Genomic DNA, 20,449 nt, shown 5'->3' on the forward strand with positions numbered 1-20,449 from the left:
CAGAATCATTTAAACCAATGCCGTATTGTAATCCAGGGAGTATATATTAACATTCTCGGACCTGAATAACGCATAACGGTCTTTATACGCTCCCGCATTTCAGGTTTATAACAGTGTATCTTACATTTCCGGCACGAACCCTTTTTGTCTCCAAACGGACAACGGTCTAAGCGGGTGTGTGCGTATTGCAACAACTCCATGCAATCTGCACACAAGATTGCATTCCCCTCCTTGTGCCTGCAATAAAGACGGATCATTTTTTCGATAACTATCTTTTCTTTAACAACCAGAGACATAGCAATTGTAGAATTCAACAACCAAGATATAAAACATACGACGACGACAAGAAAAATAAATGCCCATTCTCATATATCAGCCACCTATCAGTTACAGTCTTCATATTATCACTGAAATATATTAGTGGCAAAGATACATTTTATTTCATCCTACGACAAAAAGCTCACAAGAACCACATAATATTTCATATTATTTTCAATAAAATGCTTAATCCCCCGTTATTAATACAAGTCACAAATCACATAACACATGAAACGGGCTTTTCTGATATTACTGGCAATTATAGCAATTGTTTGTATCAAGCAAGGATACGAATTATTTACAGCAAACGAACTAACAGAAAATCATCTGGTTGGCTCGTTATCCGATATTGCCGACGAAGTGGTTGCCATTCCATTACAAACTGCAGGAAAACACTCCATTGAGAAAGTGAAAAATGTACGTAAGGAAGGCAATAATCTGTTTCTTATAAGCGAAGGAACATTGTATCGTTTCAACCGAAAGGGAGAATTTATTTGTCGTATTACGGATCCAAATACTATCAAAGTAGCCGGTTACGTAGTGAATCCGGTAAGTCGCCAGCTTATTGTATTAGGAAATGTTGACGATATTCATTATTACTCGTACGACGGTCAGTTAATCGATAAAAAGAAACTAAAGAGTGACTTGCCCGGACATCGCATGTCTTCTATTTCTTTATACAATAATCATATATGGACTACGGAAGAATGTATAAAAAACGATTCCTCTACCAAGGTTTCGTACCTGGAAAAACAAGTTGTAGAATATGACTCTTCTTTTCAGAAAATGAAAACACACAAATTGGTTCAGGCAAACCTGGGACGCAAGGATTGCGGAATTTCCTGTTTACCTCCAACTCTTTCCGTTTCCGGAGACACAGGGATAATCTATGCTTATTCTCCTTCCACTGAGACAAATAAGCTACTACGTGATACATTATTTTTAAAGGAGCAACAAGACAAAGAAGAACAGAATTATTCTGCAGACGGCATATTGTTGTATCCTATACGCTTCGGCAGCCGTTTCTGGGTTTCTACCTACCATAATAAGCATAATGAAAAAGGCAGCTACACATTCTGTTATGACACACTTAACAACCAATCCTGGCAAGTACAAGGCGGATTTAAAGACAACTTTTACCATACCGGAGCTGTACCAGAGTTACAGGCTATGGATTTGTATAATCAATCGTATTGTTTCTGTAAATCCGGACAGGAAATAAAAAAGGCTTTTCCCGAATATGCTAACGAGAAAAGCCCTGTATTGTTTATTGTAAAATTAAAAGCCTGAATTATTACATCCGGTTTATTATAATAACCGACCGCATATACGGAATTTCATAACCGGATAAACAGTTAGTTTATCAATAATTTTCGTAAAGCTATCGTCAGTTACTTCAAATGCCGTACCCAAGTCTCCATAATCGGTATACACCTTTGGAGTTCCGTGGAACTGAACACCCAGCTCAAACATAAAGCCTACTCGTTTTTGGGGAACAGCATGTCCGAATCCAAGGCCAACATAAGGACGAACACCGAATACCTTAAGACCACCAGAGACATTTCCATCTTTATCTACCGGAATCGTATAATCGCCAACAACAACTCCTGCTGCACCGGTTTTATCTATATATTCTTCCAGTTCATCACTATGCCCTTTTATCTTTATCATTTTGGAACCTGCAAAGTAAGCTCCGGCAGTAATAAAGAAAGTACCTTTATTAAAGGGATAATAATTAACCAGCAGATTGCCGCTGGCACGACCAAGGCCTCCTTCCAAATCAATTGTCGGATCCGGATAAAGTTCAGCGAATTCTCCACTAAGTTCCACATCTACATCCGTATTAAACTTAATACCAGGCATAAAATCCACACCTCCACGTAAAGCAAAGCGAGGCGTTATAGGCGTAGCAACATCTACACCAATACCATTTGTACTGGCACTCAAGCCTATGGCCATCGTATTAAAAACGCCCAGTTCCTTCTGAGCCAACCCAGTGTTGCTTACAGTAAACATCAATGCAACAAAGCAAATAAGTAAAGTTTGTCTAATCATTTTCATATTAGTAGCATTTGAGAGTTCTTTAATTGCCAAATTAAAACAAAAAGTATCAAAAAAACAAACAGTGGTAAAGGAATTAAATTCCTTACCACTGCCTAATATCTATTCCATTATGATTAAATATTACTCTTCATCTTCATGATCGTCTTCCTTCATATTATGGAAAACATTTTGAACATCATCGTCTTCTTCCAGCTTTTCTATTAACTTCTCTATTCCTTCACGTTGCTCCGGAGTTACTTCTTTCAAATCGTTCGGAATACGAACAAATTCGTTGCTCGTAATTTCGAAACCATTTTCTTCCAAATATTTCTGAATAGCCGAATTTTGCGCAAACTCACCATAAATCACAATTTCGTTACTTTCTTCATCTGCGTCCAGTTCATCTACTCCGTAATCAATCAGTTCCAATTCCAGATCTTCCAAAGAAACACCATCCTTCATTGCAATATGAAATACGCATTTATGATCGAACAAAAATTCAAGACTTCCGCTTGTTCCTAATGATCCACCATGCTTATTGAAATAACTACGTACATTTGCAACAGTACGAGTAGTATTATCTGTTGCTGTTTCTACAAAGATTGCAATTCCATAAGGACCGTAGCCTTCATAGTTCATCTCTTTATATCCGGAAAAGTCTTTTTCTACGGCACGTTTGATTGCACGTTCCACATTTTCCTTCGGCATATTTTCCTTCTTGGCATTTTGCATCAATGCACGCAAGTGAGGATTGTTTTCAGGATCCGGTCCGCCAGCTTTTGCTGCAATTGTAATTTCTTTACCCAACTTAGTAAATACGCGGGCCATATTGCCCCAACGTTTAAATTTTCTTGCTTTACGGAACTCAAACGCTCTTCCCATATCTGTTATTTTGTTATATTTTGTATAATGTTTATTATCTCAATTGTGCACCAAGTTTCTGTTCCAGATTTGTCTGAATCTTCTTCATGATAGCATCGATCTGTTTATCGTTTAAAGTTTTGCCTTCATCCTGAAGGAAGAAGCTGACAGCATACGATTTTTTACCGGCAGGAAGGTTCTTTCCTTCATATACATCGAATAAAGAAACTTCTTTCAGCAACTTACGATCGCTTTCCACTGCTATCTTTTCTATCTCGGCAAATTGTACATGCTTATCAAGCAGCAGTGCCAAGTCACGTTTAACAGCAGGGAATTTAGAAATTTCGCTGAATGTAACTTTATTCTTCTTGACTTCCTTCATAAGTAATGTCCATGATAATTCAGCATAATATACTTCGATGTCAATATCCAAAGCCTTGCAAACCTTCCTGTTTACAATACCCATTGTTCCTAACTGACGGCCCGAAGCAGTCGTTATAGTCAAACCAGCCGAATAAATATCACTTGTCAGGTTACCGAAGATTACTTTATTCAGATTGACACCTAAGCGAACCAATATATTTTCCACATAAGCCTTTAATTCATAAACAGAAGATTTTTCATTAGGATGCGCCCAGCTATTTTCAACCCGGTTACCACAAACCCAAAGCCCCAAACGATAATCTTCACTGAACTGAGCCAATGTCTGATCTTCCTTTTTATTGTCAATATTGTAATCGTAGCAATTACCAAATTCAAAGAAACGGATATTACCATTCTTACGGTTTGTATTATGTTCGATGCTTTCCAAACCACCAAACAACAAAGTTTGACGCATGCTGTTCAGATCGGCACTCAACGGATTCATCAGCATTACACAATGGGCCACCGGATATGTAGACAACTCTTCATAGTAAGCTGAACGCGTAAGCGAATTATTCATAATTTCGTTGAAACCGCAACCGCAAAGTTGTTCAGATATCAGATTTTGCAAGTCATAGCTACGATCCGTCGGAGTCTTATAACTCAGATTAGATTTTACACTATCGCTGAACTCTATATTATTATATCCGTAGATACGGAGGATATCTTCAATTACATCCACATCACGTTGCACATCAATACGATATACAGGAACATGTATGGTTAAACCTTCTGCCGTTTCCGAAACAATCTCCATTTCCAGACTTGCAAGAATACTTTTAACTGTTTCTACAGGAATTTCCTTACCAATAAGAGAATTTACCTTCTTATAAGAAAGTTCTACAACATATGGCTTTGCCGGTTCCGGATAAATATCCTGAACAGAGCCTGTAATTTTACCTCCAGCCAATTCCTTAATCAGCAAAGCAGCACGCTTCAATACATAAATTGTATTATTTGGATCCAGACCACGTTCGAAACGGAAAGAAGCATCTGTATTCAAACCGAAACGGCGAGCGGTTTTACGAATCCACGTAGGATGGAAACAAGCCGATTCAAGGAACACATCGGTTGTTTGCTCCGTAACTCCCGAATCCAAACCACCAAATACACCACCGATACACATTGGTTCTTCCGTATTGCAAATCATCAGATCACGATCAGTCAAAGTGCGCTCCACGCCATCCAACGTTACAAACTTTACTCCGTTCGGATAAGTCTTTACAACTACTTTATTGCCTTTCACCTTTCCGGCATCAAATGAATGCAATGGCTGACCTAACTCGTGCAAAATGAAATTTGTTACGTCTACTACATTATTAATAGGACGCAAACCTATTACCTTCAAACGATTCTGTAACCATTCCGGACTTTCCTTCACAGTCACTCCTTTTATCGTTATACCGGAATATCGAAGGCAAGCCTCTTTATTTTCGACAACAACTTCAATAGCCGGAGTGTCGTCATCTATTTTGAAAGCATCTACTGCCGGACGTTTCAATTCGGCAGGTTTACCCATTTGCTTCAAATAAGCAGCTAAATCACGGGCAACACCGAAATGGGAAGTTGCATCTACACGGTTTGGTGTGATATCCACTTCCAGCACATAGTCGCTCTTTACATTATAATATTCTTTAGCAGGAGTACCCACAACCGCATCAGCCGGAAGAACTATAATTCCCGCATGGTTTGTGCCAATACCAATCTCATCTTCGGCACAAATCATACCGTTCGATTCTACGCCACGAATTTTAGACCGTTTGATAGTAAAGACTTCATCACCGCTATACAGCTTCGTACCGTTCACTGCCACCACGACTTTCTGTCCGGCTGCAACATTCGGCGCTCCACACACAATCTGCAAAGGTTCTCCACCGCCTACATTTACAGTTGTAATATGTAAATGGTCTGAATTAGGATGTTCTTCACAAGTAAGAACTTCACCGATAACTAATCCTTCCAGCCCGCCTTTAATCGTTTGAACTTCCTCTACCCCGCCGGTTTCCAAGCCGATAGATGTTAGTGCTGCTGCAACTTCTTCAGGCTGCAAATCGAAATCAAGATACTCTTTCAGCCAATTGTAAGATATATTCATCGCTATAAAATTTATTCAATCAAGCAAATATGCACCTGCGGCATTCTCCGCCAACGGCAAATTGACTCGCAAAGGTACAAATAATAGAATAATTATTCAAAATGAGTATAGACTTTATTCTGCAATGTTTTAAAAACCTCATAAATCAAAGCTTTTTATAATATTTCATTCGAACTATTTTTATTCAAAAAAAAAAGCTCTATTAAAACCCGGAAAAAACAGCATTTCCCTGAATAGATGATGATGTACCTCCCCACCCGTGATGGCTTGGGAAGATCACTCAAGATAGCCGGCATCCCAGCCCTTTGTTCAGTGTTTTTTTTATGCCCGATTCGAAAAAAAACTTCTTCCCGGTCCAGTCAAATTTATAGTAATAGGTTTGATACTGAGCCGACGCATACAGCACCGAAATCAAAATCCGGCAAGTTCTTGACAACTATAAAATAATGCCGTACTTTTGTGACAAATATACTTATACAAATCCATATGCGTATCGACATACTTACCGTATTACCCGAAATGATCGACGGAATGATCAATTGTTCCATAGTAAAAAGAGCTCAGGATAACGGATTAGCACAAATTCATTTACATAATCTGCGAGATTATACAACCAATAAATGGAGGCGTGTGGATGATTATCCTTTTGGTGGCGAAGCCGGTATGGTAATGCAAATAGAGCCGATTGACCGTGCTATTTCTTTCCTGAAGAACGAACGTAAATACGATGAAGTAATCTATACCTCTCCCGACGGAGAAGTATTTAACCAGCCAATGGCTAACAGTATGTCTCTACTTGACAACATCATTATCTTATGCGGACATTATAAAGGTATTGACTATCGTATCCGCGAACACCTCATTACAAAAGAAATTTCGGTAGGCGATTATGTACTTACAGGAGGAGAACTTGCCGCAGCTATTATTACCGATGCGGTGGTCCGTCTTATCCCGGGAGCAATTGGTGATGAACAAAGCGCCCTATCGGACTCTTTCCAAGATAACTTATTAGCTCCTCCCGTTTATACACGTCCGGCAGACTACAAAGGATGGAAAGTGCCGGATGTATTACTTTCCGGACATCAGCGTAAAATTGAAGAATGGCGCTTACAGCAGGCACAAGAACGTACTGCCCAACTTCGTCCCGATTTATTAAAATAGTTATTCAATTTGCATATTCAAAAGAATATGTATAGGTATTATCGGCACCAGGAGTCCCATTTATTGCATATATCTTTTCTTGTATAGTCATACCGGTAATGTAATCTCCCATAGAAGAGAAGTTGTAAGTATACTCTGCACATTTTGTATTAGTATCAGGGAAATTATACCAATAAGCATAGGTTGGCAAATTCCTGTTTTGAGCACCGTAAGCCAGGTTTAAAGGTGTTACAACATCCATCCCCACAGGGGCAAAAGATGCTATTACGCGAAACGGGAAATTATGAGGACGAAGATTATTATTTCCATATTCATAAACCATCTCACTCTTATCCTCAGTAAAACGTACTACATTATCATCCTGCCATGTATATTTTTCAGCATCCTTATACGTCCGGGTTTCATATTTGCCGTCTATGGTCGGACTAGTAGCTATCCATGATGTTTGCACCAATGCACTTCTATTATATCCATAGTCATATTCATCACGTACATATATCTCATTCTTATAAGGATTTTTATCGGATACCTTTTTCTTTACAATAGTCTTACCGCTTAATATGTATTCCGTAGAAGTAGCATCTGCAGCATTTGTCGCAGCTACAACAATCGTATTACCCGAATACAAAAATTGCTTTTTATCTGTATTATTTTCAATAATATATGATATTTCCCCATCACTATTATATGTAATCTCTTTCACAAACTCAGGAGTTGTGCTGCCATTTTTATAGCAAGTTATTTTCGTTAGTTTATTCAGTTCCGGAAGAGACGGTTTATCATCATCACCACAAGATACCAAACCGGCGATTCCTGCAAACAATAAGAATATATACTTTTTCATTTCTGTTTGGAATTAGTCATTCGATTTTACAAAAATAGGACATTTAAAAGAATAACTGACAATGTAACCATATTTAAGTATTAATGTTTGAACAAACATCCTGAAAACTTTCGATTTGTATTATGTTAATCATATATTAAATATCTAACAACAAACTCATTACCCACGGTTCTAACAAACAAAAGATAACAGCTAAAATTTAATAACATGAAAACGAATTTATTAACGGTTATAAGCATCATACTACTATTCGCCACATTTTGCAACAAACAACAATATGAAATACAAATTACTGACTTTGGGAATGCCCCCACTTTGTCACCTTCTGTCACCATCTTCGGGGCTTATTCCAAAATTGCAAAATGATCTGATATTGGTTATATATTGTTGATTTACACAATATTGTATTGTTATTTCGAAATCATAATTGTAACGCTTTAGTGCTTCCCGCGAACACTTTTTTATTACTTTTGGCTTGACCCAAAAGTAACCAAAAGGTCAAGGCTACACCGTCCGGGCTACTACGGCAAAGGACTTCGCTGAACCAGCGGAACTCGCTTCGCTCAAAATCGTTTCTGTCACTTTTGGCTTGACCCAAAAGTAACCAAAAGGTCAAGGCTACTCCGGCCGGGCTACTCCGGCAAAAGACTTCGCTGAACCAGCGGAACTCGCTACGCTCAGACAGCCGCTGGTTTCGTCGCTGTGTCTTTTACCTGCGTTTAACGCCCTGCCGCTGATGCCGGAGAGAAGAAAGCTAAGCTTTCTTTAAGGATGACCGATAGAGCCTGTTCTTTTATGGCTTTAGCCTGGTTTCAATTGCCGTCAGCTGAAGCACAATGTCATTAAGTTAAGCGATAAGTGCCTGACAACCTTGTGTTCTCATGACAATGAAGAGAAGCTTTACAAGAAAGTGGAAGTTCAATAATGCAGAATGGATGATAAGTTTTTTCAGGAAGAGAAAAAAAGAGAAAAACNATATAGTTGATAACAATTACTGCGGCCGCAAAAAGAAGCATCCTCCGGATCGTTTAAAAAGTCGGGATATGGAGGTATCATTACCCAGTCCCCGTCACGCAAAGCATAATTAAAATAGCCTTCCAAAACAAGCTCTTTACGCCCATTACTGCTCCGTCCTAAAAATACAGGGAGCGTATTTTGGCTGTCAACTTTATCCGAATAAGTTTGTCCAACCAGAGACGCCAAAGATGCCAATAAATCCATCTGGCAAACCAAAGCATTAGAAACACCCGGCTTTACCACTGCCGGCCAACGAAGCAAAAACGGAATACAGGTTCCACCATTATACAAGCTCGTTTTGCCACCACGAAGAGGACCTGCCACTTTATGGTCTCCAACAAGTTCCACAGCCTGATCCTGATAGCCGTCATCTAGCACAGGGCCATTGTCGCTGGTAAAGATAATTAAGGTGTTTTCGGTAAGCCCTAATCGATCCAGTTCCTTCAAAAATTCAGAAACGCACCAATCAGCTTCTAAAATCACATCACCCCTTGCCCCCATTCCAGACTTTCCCACAAATTTCTGATTTGGAACACGTGGCACATGAGGCTGATGTAAGCCATAATATAAAAAGAAAGGGGTATCTTTATTATCTTTCAGAAAACCTTTGGCCTTTTCCAGAAATAATTCTGCCATATCTTCATCTTTCCACTGAGCAGCTTTGCCTCCCTTTTGAAAACCAATACGGGGAACTCCGTTGACAATAGAACCGCTATGTCCCACGCTCGGATGCATCCGAAGCATTTCCGGATTATCTTTTCCTGTAGGTTCGCCCTGAAAATTTTCTTTATAACTTACAAAGAGCGGATCATCAGAATCCAAATTAACTCCTTTACCATTTTCTATAAAAATACAAGGTACCCGGTCATTAGTTGCAGCCTGAATAAAAGAATAGTCATACCCAACTTCCTTCGCTCCGGGATATACAGTCTTATTCCAATCTACAGCACCATCACCTAATCCCAAATGCCATTTACCAACAGAACCGGTTACATATCCAGCCTGTTTCATAATTTTAGGTAATGTTATCTGCTGATTGTCTATGATTAAAGCGGCATTGCCCGGTAAAATTTTTGCATCTTTATTTGTCCATGGATACAAACCAGTCAAAAGAGAGTATCTACTAGGGGTAGAAGTTGCTGCCGTACAATAACCTTGAGTAAAACGTATTCCTTCGTTGGCAATACGATCCATCCCCGGAGTATGAATACGATGTGCACCATAACAACTTAAATCGCCATATCCCAAATCGTCCGCAACTATAATAATAATGTTCGGTTGCTTAGGTTGGGTTTGAGCCAATAAAGAGACCGGCAGGGTTACCCCTGCCAGTATACTTATTATTGATGAACTTCTTTTCATTACTCAATATTTACGGATTCTGAGTCAAAGTACCAGGATAAGCGTCAATTTCAGACTTCGGTATATACTGGACTACTAACGGGCTTGTTGCCAAAAATTCAATTGTTCCGTCATGATAACCGGGATAATGCCGGGTCATCGTATCACCAACACGATAGACATCAAAACCACGGTCAGCCTCAAAAGCAAGTTCCAACTGGCGCTCTTTCATAATCAATTGATGGGCATTCGATGCATTTAATGTCTGATAGCCACCATTTACAATAGAGCGTTCACGTACCATATTCAAATCTTTCAGTGCATCTGCATAATTTCCTAATTTGGCATTTGCTTCTGCACGTATTAAATATACTTCCCCCAGACGAGATATAATAGGTGAATACAAATGCGAAACACCTTCCTGCATAGAGCATTTATAATTAAAGAATTTAGGATGTCCCTGGCTGGTATTCATAAAATAATCATCATATCCGTAGTATGTCGTACCCTCATATACAATCGAATATTTACGGCTAGCCTCATCCAGTAATGTCAGCGGATACTCTTTTGAATCCAAAACGGCAGCAACTAATTTACCATCACTTCCCACTTTCACATCACATTGCTTATAAGTATATCCGCTCACTTTACCATTTGCAACAACATTAGCAACAAAACGGAAATTACGGGTTTTATTACCTTTGTCATCAAGTTTATAGTCCGGATGTATAAATGCTTCGCGGGCATCATTACCACGGCCTGTTTCATACAAAATATCCAGATATTTGGCACTGGCATAAATCTCACCCCAACCTACCTCATTAATAGTAGCATACATACTGCCGATAGCACTCGTATAACTCGTAATGTCCGAACTGATAAATTTAACAGCAAAAATTGTCTCTGTCTGCGAAGCATCATCCGGAGCCAGTTCGTTGTATCTCATAAAGCTGGTACGACTCAGCAAGCTAAACTTGCCGCTATTGATTACATCGTCAGCATATTTCAAAGATTCTTTTGCATAATCGGTATTCGGATTTTCAAAAGTACCGCTCATATACATATAGATTTTAGCCAGCATAGCTTGTGCGGCATACTTCGAAGCGTAAGAAGCCGATGTATAAGTAGTCATCAACGATTCTGCCTTTTTCAAGTCATTAATTGCCTGTGCATATGTATCTTTTACAGAAGAACGGTCCGGCAATTGCAAATTGGCAATATCATCCGGCATACCATTTACAATAGGTACTCCCATATTCTTTTCCGGCTCCTGATAATAGGGACGGCCAAACACACGGCAAAGGTAGAAATACATCAAACCTCTCATATAATATGCCTCACCCAGTTTCTGGTCGATTTCTGGCGATTCGCCTTCATTAGCCATCTTCATCAAATCACTTGTCTGCGAAATTATATTATACGCATTATTCCAGGTTGAAGACAACTGTGAGTTATTTACCGTATGCTGATAAGTAATATATGTACCAAACGGATTGGTAGTAGGTTTATCTTTGCAGATATTATCACCCGGGTATTCACCGGTACGATGGAATACATCTGATGCACTTTTCAACTTTGCATAGCACCCGTTTAATAATATGTCGAATGCAGCAACTTTGTCGGCATCAATCTTATCTTTAGAATATTTATCATATGGAAAACGATCCAGATCGCAGCTTGTCATTAATGTAACAGCGGCAAGCGCCCATATAGCTATTTTCTTCATTTGTTTTCTCTTTAATTAAAATGAAACATTCAAACCAAACATAAACTTACGAGCCATTGGATAAGGAGAAGAAGCTACTCCCGATGCTCCTGCTACTTTTTTTCCTGTAGCTATATCCGTATTAGACGGAAGTTCCGGATCTATACCGGAAAAGCCTGATATCACAAACAAATTCTCGCCAGAGAAGAATAAGCGGAAATTGCTTATATACGGAATCTTACAAGGTAAAGTGTACCCAATCGTTAAATTACGCAGACGCAGATAGTCAGCATCTTCCAAATAACGGGAAGAAGGTTTGTTTGACTGTGATAAGTTTCCATATTCTGCTTTCGGGTGCGTAGCAATATCTCCCGGTTTTTCCCAACGGCTCCAACCGCTTAACAGTTTCTGTTGGTTGTAACTGGTATAACCGCCATCCGAATCATAGACAGTTCTGTCGTAGTTGAAAATCTGCCCACCAACAGAATAGCCGAACACAGCCGACAAGTCTATATTTTTCCATGACAAGTCGGTTGAGAAACCTCCGTAAAAGTCCGGCGTTTGTTTGCCAACTATTACCTGATGCTTAGAAGCGTCGCTATAGTTTGAAGTAGTTACGCGTTCTCCGGCTTCATTTGTTGTATACCAAAGAGGTGATCCGGTTTCAGGATCAACACCTGCCCATTCTGTAGCATACCAGGTATCCACATCTTCACCCGGCTTCAATATCTTATCGATCGGGCCTAAAATACCTGAGTTTGCATTTGCAATAACAATTTCCGATTTGTCTCCGTAAAGCTCTGTCACTTTATTACGGTTTACACCGATATTAGCAGATACATTCCAGTTCCAGTCTCCGCCTTTCAGAATGTCGACAGCCACGGTTGCTTCAAAACCATTATTTTTAACGGCTCCGACATTACGGAACATTCCTGTTACACCTGTTACGCCAGGAAGAGGCACGTTATACAGCAAATCGGTTGTTTTTTTATTATAATAATCCAGGTTAACAGTCAAACGGTCAAACAAGATAGCATCTATACCAACACCAGCCGTATATGTTTTTTCCCACGTCAAATCTTTATTCTCCACCTGTGAAATAATAGCGCCCGGAAGGCCGTTATAACCTGTACCCATACTGTACAAAGCATACTGAGGATACAATTCTGTCGGACGATTACCTACGGAACCATAACTTGCGCGTAATTTTAGTTGTTGTACCCAATCTGCTTTAAAGAAGTTTTCCTGATGGATATTCCAACCGCCGCTTATAGAAAAGAAATTACCATATTTTGCATTTTCTCCGAAGTTTGAAGCACCGTCACGACGGAAAGAGAATGACAACAGATAACGGCTGTCGTATGCATAATTGGCATTGAACAGATAAGACTGAACAGCCCATTCGTTCTGGCTACCTTTGGCTTTTTTGGGTACAATTGTCGCATCTCCAACGCTAAAACCAGGAGCGAAACCTGTAGCTATCTGATCTGTTACCTGAGCTGTATATGTATTCCATTCATACGCCAGAATCGCATTAATCGAATGCTTGTCGAATACTTTGTTAAAACGCAGCAACTGGTTGCTGTAAACACGATAGTATGAAGTAGTTTTATCTTGCAACTGACCATTTTCAGCTTGTCCTCCGGAAGAACGCGGATCATCATATTTCTTATATAAAGTACTGCCATACTTATAGTTATTTACAGAAGAGAAAGTCAACCAGTCCGTAAATTTGATATCAAAATCAAAGTTACCCATAAATTCATACTTAGTTGTCTTTTTATAGTTCCACTGCAAATCATACTGGTAGTTTACGTGGTCCGAACTTACCCAGCTCGAAGGTCTGTATGCTTGAATCAGGTTACCGTCTTTATCATAAGGCGAATCCCAAGGCATGTTCTCATACATTGCACCCAGGCTATGCTGCTGGTCCATTATGTCGCTGCGCGTACCCCATACTTTCGGTTTAATAGTCAACCAGTCTGTTGCCTGGTAATCTACATTGAAACGAAAATTATAACGAGTATAGTCATATCCCTTAACTGCTCCGTTTTCATCATAAATACCGGCAGAAATGTATGTCTTTATCTTCTCGGAACCACCAGACACAGATAAGTTATAATCTTGCGCAAACCCCAACTGAGAACCGTTTTTCCACCAATCATAGTCATATCCCTGACCAATCTTATCCCATGTTTCCTGAGGAATAGCCTGTTGGTTTGCAAACGATTTATAATAACCGAGCAATTCGTCCCGGCTCATCATTTCAAAGTTACCTCTGTTCAATTGGTTTACCCCCATCTTTGCTGAAACATTGATGGTAGCCTTACCTGTTTTACCTTTCTTTGTTGTAACAACGATTACGCCATTAGCACCCTGAGATCCGTAAATTGCAGTAGAGGCAGCATCCTTCAAAATTGACATAGATTCAATATCCGAAGGGTTCAAGCTTCCCGCACTATTGCCAACAATAACACCGTCAATAATCCAAAGCGGGTCTGTACTACCGTTTACAGTAGATTTACCACGGATAACAACCGTACCTGCAGCTCCCGGCTGTCCACCACCGGATGTGACATATACACCTGGAGCTTTACCGGACAACAAGTTTTCAACCGAAGGAGTCGTTGCATCCAACAACTTATCGCTGCTTACCACCTGCATGGCACCGGTAAGGCTTTCTTTCTTCTGAACACCGTAGCCAACAACTACAACTTCATCCAGATTTTGTGTATCTTCTTTCAAACGGATAGTCATTTTCCCTGCGGTCGACTTCATCTCCAAAGGAAGATAACCAATATATGAAATAACCAATGTAGCATTGGCCGGAACATCTTCCAACACAAAGTTGCCATCAAAATCGGTACTTGTTCCGTTTGTAGTTCCTTTCACAAGGATATTCGCACCAATGATCGGTTCACCTGTATGCGCATCAACAACTGTTCCTGCAATCTTCTGAGTTTGTTGAGCAGCCTGTTTTTCTGATACAACCGGATTTGAACCTTGTTTAGATGAAGTTTTGTAAACGATAATTCGGTTATCGTTTACATAGAAATCAGCATGCTGATTTTTAAGTGCGCTTTTCAATATTTCCTCAACAGAACGGTTTGACATATCCATAGTGATACGTTCATTCATATTAATGTCATTGTTCCGTATAAGAAAAGAATAATTAAACTTAGCTTCGATTAAGTCAAAAAGTTCTCTCAGCGTTGTTGTCTCTGCCTGAACCGACATTGTCTGTGTCTGTAATTCGGAAGCAGAAACGGTTCCAGATACTAAAGGCATACCTGCAAGCATACAAGCAGTAACCACAAGCCTACTGGTCTTTTTTAAGTAGTTCATTTTCATGAAAAGTTAGATTTGTAAATAATTCTTGTTTTTTCGATAATAAAAAAATCTCGTTCTTTGAGAATAATTTAGTTTTTTCGTAATTTCTATGTCATATTTTACTAGTTTAGATTAGTACTCTTTATTTATATTTATCTCGTATTACAATTTCATTTCCGTTTCGTTTCCACGTATATTTATGATCCATGTCTACTTCACGCAAAATTTCGTTTAAACTATACTCTGGAGAAAAGCTTCCCGAAAATATTTCATTTTGTAATGATTCGCTATCAATAGATATATTCACATTGAATTTACGTTCCAAATCTCTTACGATCTCTGAAAACGGTTGTTCTGTAAATTTCAGATGTCCGTTTGTCCAAGCGTATGAATCATCACCTTTTATCTCAACTATTTTTACACATTTGTTCTCTTTATTAAAGCTGAACATACGGTTTGGAGCCAGCACCACCTCTTTTGACTTATGATCGTCATCATTTAAATGGATATTTACTTTCCCGGAAACTAAAGACACATCCATTAGTTGTTCGTCACGATATGCTTTTACGTTAAAATGAGTTCCCAAAACTTGGATATCCAACATCTCGGCCTTTACAATAAAAGGTTTCGAATGATTCGGTTGAACTTCAAAATAAGCTTCACCTTCCAATAAGACTTCCCTCTCTTTTTGGTTAAAGTCCTTACTATATTTTAAAGAAGAACCGGCGTTGACCCATACAACAGAATGGTCTGGTAAAATGACTTTTGAACGAGTTCCCATCGGAGTTACTGTTTCAAAATATGCCATTTCTTCCTTAACACTGTTTTTGCCCATATAAAAAGAAAACGTCCCTATGGAAATCAATATTAAAATAGATGCAGCAATTTTACTCCACAAACCTATTTTACGACTAACTTTATTTTGAAGAACTGTTGTATTTAAGTTTCCAAAATGCTTTTCAAAATCAGATTTCATATCCGAAACAAAAAGAGGCACGTGTGCTATAGCCCACCAATCGGCCATTTCTGAAAAAATTTTCGAATGGGATTCATCAGACTCCAGCCATTGTAATAATTCTTTTTCTTCGGCTTCAGACAGATTACCTGAAAAATAATCAAAAAGAAGATTTTCTATATTTGCGTTTTCCATTTCTTTTATTCAGATATACAATAACGTATTTTTAAACTACGTTTTATAATAAATACACACAAATGATAAGTTGCGTTTAAAAGAAATGTAATTATTTTTGAAAAAAATCATATATAAGAAGAAAAGCCGGATAAATATCCCCTAAAATATCCTTCAACTTGGATAGTCCTATCTTAATTTGTACACGCACGGTACTGGTTGCAATATTATTCTCTTTTGCAATCTCATCGTACGATTTATTATAATAAAGATATTGTACAAATATGTCACGGCATTTTTCAGGTAATTGATTAACAGCCGATAATATTTTCTCCTCAAATTCTTTATTTTCAAGTTTTGCCAGAGGATGAGCCTCTACTTCAACCTGATGCTCCTGTATATTCAACAAACTTTCTTGTATATCAGATAAAGGTATTTCCTGTAAATGTTGCTGGCGAAGATAATTAAGGCATCTATTCTGTATGGAACGAACCAGATAAGCATTTACAGGATAAGTTAATGATTTCCTGTTATTCCAGACATTCAAAAACACATCGTTTACAATCTCTTGTGCTGCTTCGGCATGGTATATATATTTAGTTGCCACAGCACACAGATATACGTAAAAAGCAATGTATAACTGTTCAAACGCTTTGGCATCTCCTTTGTTAATACGAGCAATTATATCTTCTTTAATAATCTGCACAGATCTATTCTTGTAAGCTTGCATTTCTCATTTGCAAACATACTTAAATATTTCGATTTTCATATTATGATTTTAACATAAAGAAAACCGGACAAACAAGATTTCTTACTTTTTACCGGCTATTTTCTGTTGTTGCTTTCCATTTTGCGCCTGTCTTTTCTTATTCCGCCAATAGCTGCCGTCTCGTTTACTGCCAAACATATTACGTTTCTTCGACTCTTCTCTCAAAGCTTCTTTCTTCTCAGCAACAGCTATTTTAACTTCCGCCGTCTCAAATTCATTACCACCGGCCACCGGTATTTGTTTGTTTATGAGCTTATGAATATCTTTCAACAACGGAACCTCCTCAACATCACAAAATGAAAAAGCAATCCCTTCCCGTCCGGCACGTCCCGTACGTCCGATACGGTGTACATAAGTTTCGGGCACATTCGGTAACTCATAATTAATTACATGCGAAAGATGATCCACATCTATGCCACGCGCTGCTATGTCGGTTGCTATCAATACACGTGTAGACCTGTCCTTAAAGTTTGACAAAGCACGTTGGCGTGCTGTCTGGCTTTTATTTCCGTGAATAGCCTCAGCACCGACTCCCGCTTTTGTCAGGACGCGGGCTACTTTATCTGCCCCATGTTTTGTCCGGGTGAATATAAGCACCGATTCAAGCGATTTATCTTGCAACAATTTTATCAGCAAATCCATTTTCTCACTCTTCTTCACATAATAAACAAATTGTTCGATTTTATCTACTGTCGAAGAAGGAGGAGTTACCTCTACTTTCTCCGGGTCTGAAAGAATAGTATCTGCCAGCCGTTCTATCTCTTGAGGCATGGTAGCCGAGAAAAATAACGATTGTCTCTTTTTAGGCAGCAATGGAAGAACTTTCTTAATATCATGTATAAAACCCATATCCAACATCCGGTCGGCCTCGTCGAGTACAAAAAAATCAAGAGATTTCAGATTGATATAACCTTGTCCTATCAAATCAAGCAAACGGCCCGGTGTTGCGATAAGTACATCCACACCACTTCTCAGCGCATCAGTCTGCGGTTTTTGCCCTACTCCTCCAAATATCACCGTATGGCGTAATTTGGTAAAACGCCCATATGCCGCAAAACTTTCATCTATCTGGATAGCCAGTTCCCGTGTTGGAGTCAGAATTAGTGCCTTAATACCACGTGAATGTCCTAAAACCTTCTGTTCTTCGAGTTTCTGTATAATAGGAATTGAGAATGCTGCCGTCTTACCGGTTCCTGTTTGTGCACATCCCAGCAAATCATATCCTTTTAATACCACTGGAATAGCTTCGGTTTGTATAGGGGTTGGAATAGTGTAACCTTCTTGTTTTAGAGCCTTAAGTATAGGCTCAATCAAATTCAATTGTTCAAATGTCATCTAAAATAATAGTTAAGCCATCACGGCTCTTTATGTAAATAATGGCACAAAGATAGCAATTTTTATTTTGAGTTCCATAATAATTAATCAAGTAGCTATAAAAATGTCTTATAACAAGCAGGATTTAATTATCTAAACCGCAATATTTCGATGCCCAATTAAAACCTGTCGTAATAGAAAATTAGATTATCAAGAGATATTTCCGTATGTTTGTCAATTAACACCTACTTCCCTCTTTATTTATATGAATGAATTACTAAAACTGTTAAAGAAATTTTTCGGATATACTTCTTTTCGCCCTCAACAAGCAGAAATAATACAACGAATATTACAAAAAAAAGATTCATTGGTATTAATGCCTACCGGCGGAGGTAAATCAATCTGTTACCAATTACCTGCTATCTATTTACCGGGAACAGCAGTCGTTGTATCACCTCTGATTGCCCTAATGAAAGATCAGGTAGGTGCTTTAATTGCAAATGGCATACCGGCAGCAGCCCTCAACAGCACGACGCCGGAAGATGAAAAGCAAAATATCAAACAATTTTGCATGCAGGGTAAAGTGAAGCTACTTTACATCTCGCCGGAAAAAGTAATGAGCGAGATAGACTGGCTGCTTCCCCGATTGGATATTTCTTTAATTGCAATTGACGAAGCACATTGTATTTCGCACTGGGGACACGACTTCAGACCGGAATATACACAACTATCCATATTAAAAGAACGGTTTCCTAAAGTTCCGATTGTAGCACTCACTGCCACAGCCGACAAGATTACGCGAAACGATATAATACAACAATTAAAATTACACGACCCCGAAACATATGTTTCCTCTTTCGACCGTACGAATTTATCGCTTACCGTACGACGCGGACTAAATAAAAAAGATAAACTAGCCGCTATAATACATTTCATCTATGCCCATAAGCGACAATGCGGTATCATTTACTGTATGAAACGAAATGATACCGTAGAGTTAGCTCAAACACTTGCAACATACAATATAAAAACAACAGCATATCATGCGGGGCTTCCTCCGAATATCAGGGAAAAGGCACAAGACGATTTTATTAAAGACCGCATAGAAGTAATATGTGCAACTGTTGCATTCGGCATGGGTATAGATAAAAGCAATGTCCGTTGGGTTATACACTACAATATGCCATCCAGTATCGAAAATTATTACCAGGAAATAGGGCGTGCAGGACGTGATGGAATGAAAAGCAATACACTCCTTTTTTATTCAATGAATGACTTAATTGTTCTAAAGTGGTTTATAGAAGGCAGTCAGCAAAAAGAGATTAATATGGAAAAGCTACAACATATGAAACGCTATTGCGAAGCAAACATATGCCGCCGCCGTATTCTGTTAAGTTATTTCGGTGAAGAATCCGAACACGACTGTGGCAACTGCGATGTTTGCAAAAATCCGACGGAACGTTTCGACGGAACTGTTTTAGTACAAAAAGCGCTAAGCGCCATCGTCAGGACAGGCCAACGTATAGGCATGAGACTAACCATTGGGATTTTACGTGCATCCAATCAGAACGAAATCATAAAAAAAGGATACGATAAACTGAAGACTTACGGGGCCGGGAAAAACCTGTCTTATAAAGAGTGGAAAGAGTATTTATATCAAATGACTCAACTTGGTTATCTGGAAGTAGATTATACCAGAGAGAATAACTTTAAAGTCACCCCGCTCGGCACAAAAGTATTATATGGAGAAATGAAGACACAACTTGCTATTTATAAAGAGCCTGACGACCTTGAACATCCGAGAATGTTGCCTTCTTTCAAAGCACGTCCTATTCGCCCGATCAGTTCGGAATCTATCGATGAAACTTTACTTGATTCACTTAACCAGTTACGCAAACAAATCGCTGAGCGTCAAGAACAGCCTCCGTATGTTATCTTCTCCGATGACACACTTGAAGATATTGTAAAAAAGAAACCTGTCACCATCGATCAGTTTAGTGAGATACATGGTGTCGGGCAAATGAAGCTGGATAAATATGGAAAAGTATTTGTCGCCCTTATCCGTTTCGTATTGAGACTGCCAAAATCAGAATGATCCC

At 38.9% G+C, this 20,449-nt stretch carries 14 protein-coding genes and 1 pseudogene; 4 read left to right on the forward strand and 11 right to left on the reverse strand.

The genetic code is table 11. The annotated features are described in order from the left end of the window. Positions 1-5 precede the first annotated feature (5 nt). The gene (locus CTY47_RS00875) at positions 6-296 is read right to left on the reverse strand and encodes a nitrous oxide-stimulated promoter family protein (protein WP_099462988.1); all 291 of its coding nucleotides are present in this window, start codon (positions 294-296) and stop codon (positions 6-8) included. 250 nt (positions 297-546) lie between these two features. Here CTY47_RS00875 and CTY47_RS00880 point away from each other — a divergent pair, with 250 nt between their 5' ends. Beyond that, complete coding sequence (locus CTY47_RS00880) at positions 547-1,608, forward strand: 6-bladed beta-propeller (protein WP_099462989.1); 1,062 nt, start codon at positions 547-549, stop codon at positions 1,606-1,608. 18 nt (positions 1,609-1,626) lie between these two features. Here CTY47_RS00880 and CTY47_RS00885 read toward each other — a convergent pair whose 3' ends face one another. The 3 genes from CTY47_RS00885 to pheT all read right to left on the reverse strand — a co-directional run bounded on the left by CTY47_RS00885 (position 1,627) and on the right by pheT (position 5,740). Then, on the reverse strand, positions 1,627-2,379 hold the full coding sequence (locus tag CTY47_RS00885) for a hypothetical protein (RefSeq protein WP_199163379.1): 753 nt from the start codon (positions 2,377-2,379) through the stop codon (positions 1,627-1,629). 123 nt (positions 2,380-2,502) lie between these two features. Further along, a complete protein-coding gene (locus CTY47_RS00890) occupies positions 2,503-3,243 on the reverse strand; it encodes a YebC/PmpR family DNA-binding transcriptional regulator (RefSeq protein WP_099462990.1) in 741 nt (246 codons plus the stop codon). Positions 3,244-3,277: 34 nt separating this feature from the next. After that, positions 3,278-5,740 carry a phenylalanine--tRNA ligase subunit beta gene (gene pheT, locus CTY47_RS00895; RefSeq protein ID WP_099462991.1) on the reverse strand — a complete coding sequence of 821 codons (2,463 nt, stop codon included), beginning with the start codon at positions 5,738-5,740 and terminating at the stop codon, positions 3,278-3,280. Positions 5,741-6,226: 486 nt separating this feature from the next. On the opposite strand from pheT, the gene trmD reads away from it, so the two are divergent. Beyond that, a complete protein-coding gene (gene trmD, locus CTY47_RS00900; RefSeq protein WP_099462992.1) occupies positions 6,227-6,901 on the forward strand; it encodes a tRNA (guanosine(37)-N1)-methyltransferase TrmD in 675 nt (224 codons plus the stop codon). A gap of 4 nt (positions 6,902-6,905) precedes the next feature. Here trmD and CTY47_RS00905 read toward each other — a convergent pair whose 3' ends face one another. Continuing rightward, positions 6,906-7,745, reverse strand: a complete 840-nt coding sequence (locus CTY47_RS00905) for a DUF5032 domain-containing protein (RefSeq protein ID WP_099462993.1) — start codon at positions 7,743-7,745, stop codon at positions 6,906-6,908. Positions 7,746-7,952: 207 nt separating this feature from the next. Here CTY47_RS00905 and CTY47_RS16880 point away from each other — a divergent pair, with 207 nt between their 5' ends. Next, positions 7,953-8,111 (forward strand): hypothetical protein, encoded by a 159-nt coding sequence (locus CTY47_RS16880; RefSeq protein ID WP_158228490.1) that lies wholly within the window; start codon positions 7,953-7,955, stop codon positions 8,109-8,111. Between the two features lie 609 nt (positions 8,112-8,720). On the opposite strand, the pseudogene CTY47_RS00925 reads toward CTY47_RS16880, so the two are convergent. The 6 genes and pseudogenes from CTY47_RS00925 to CTY47_RS00950 all read right to left on the reverse strand — a co-directional run. Continuing rightward, a pseudogene (locus tag CTY47_RS00925) lies at positions 8,721-10,124 on the reverse strand (sulfatase-like hydrolase/transferase); the annotation flags it as partial. 10 nt (positions 10,125-10,134) lie between these two features. After that, complete coding sequence (locus CTY47_RS00930; RefSeq protein ID WP_099462997.1) at positions 10,135-11,829, reverse strand: RagB/SusD family nutrient uptake outer membrane protein; 1,695 nt, start codon at positions 11,827-11,829, stop codon at positions 10,135-10,137. Positions 11,830-11,844: 15 nt separating this feature from the next. After that, positions 11,845-15,159, reverse strand: coding sequence for a SusC/RagA family TonB-linked outer membrane protein (locus tag CTY47_RS00935; RefSeq protein ID WP_099462998.1), 3,315 nt, complete (start codon positions 15,157-15,159; stop codon positions 11,845-11,847). A gap of 121 nt (positions 15,160-15,280) precedes the next feature. Beyond that, positions 15,281-16,288 (reverse strand): FecR family protein, encoded by a 1,008-nt coding sequence (locus CTY47_RS00940; protein WP_099462999.1) that lies wholly within the window; start codon positions 16,286-16,288, stop codon positions 15,281-15,283. 91 nt (positions 16,289-16,379) lie between these two features. After that, positions 16,380-16,973 carry an RNA polymerase sigma-70 factor gene (locus CTY47_RS00945; protein ID WP_233202061.1) on the reverse strand — a complete coding sequence of 198 codons (594 nt, stop codon included), beginning with the start codon at positions 16,971-16,973 and terminating at the stop codon, positions 16,380-16,382. 105 nt (positions 16,974-17,078) lie between these two features. Next, complete coding sequence (locus CTY47_RS00950) at positions 17,079-18,371, reverse strand: DEAD/DEAH box helicase (protein ID WP_099463001.1); 1,293 nt, start codon at positions 18,369-18,371, stop codon at positions 17,079-17,081. A 244-nt stretch (positions 18,372-18,615) separates the two neighbouring features. On the opposite strand from CTY47_RS00950, the gene recQ reads away from it, so the two are divergent. Continuing rightward, positions 18,616-20,445, forward strand: a complete 1,830-nt coding sequence (recQ, locus tag CTY47_RS00955) for a DNA helicase RecQ (protein ID WP_099463002.1) — start codon at positions 18,616-18,618, stop codon at positions 20,443-20,445. The last annotated feature ends 4 nt before the right edge of the window (positions 20,446-20,449 follow it).

Origin of the sequence: Parabacteroides provencensis (assembly GCF_900232875.1) — a bacterium.
Lineage (GTDB): Bacteria > Bacteroidota > Bacteroidia > Bacteroidales > Tannerellaceae > Parabacteroides > Parabacteroides chinchillae.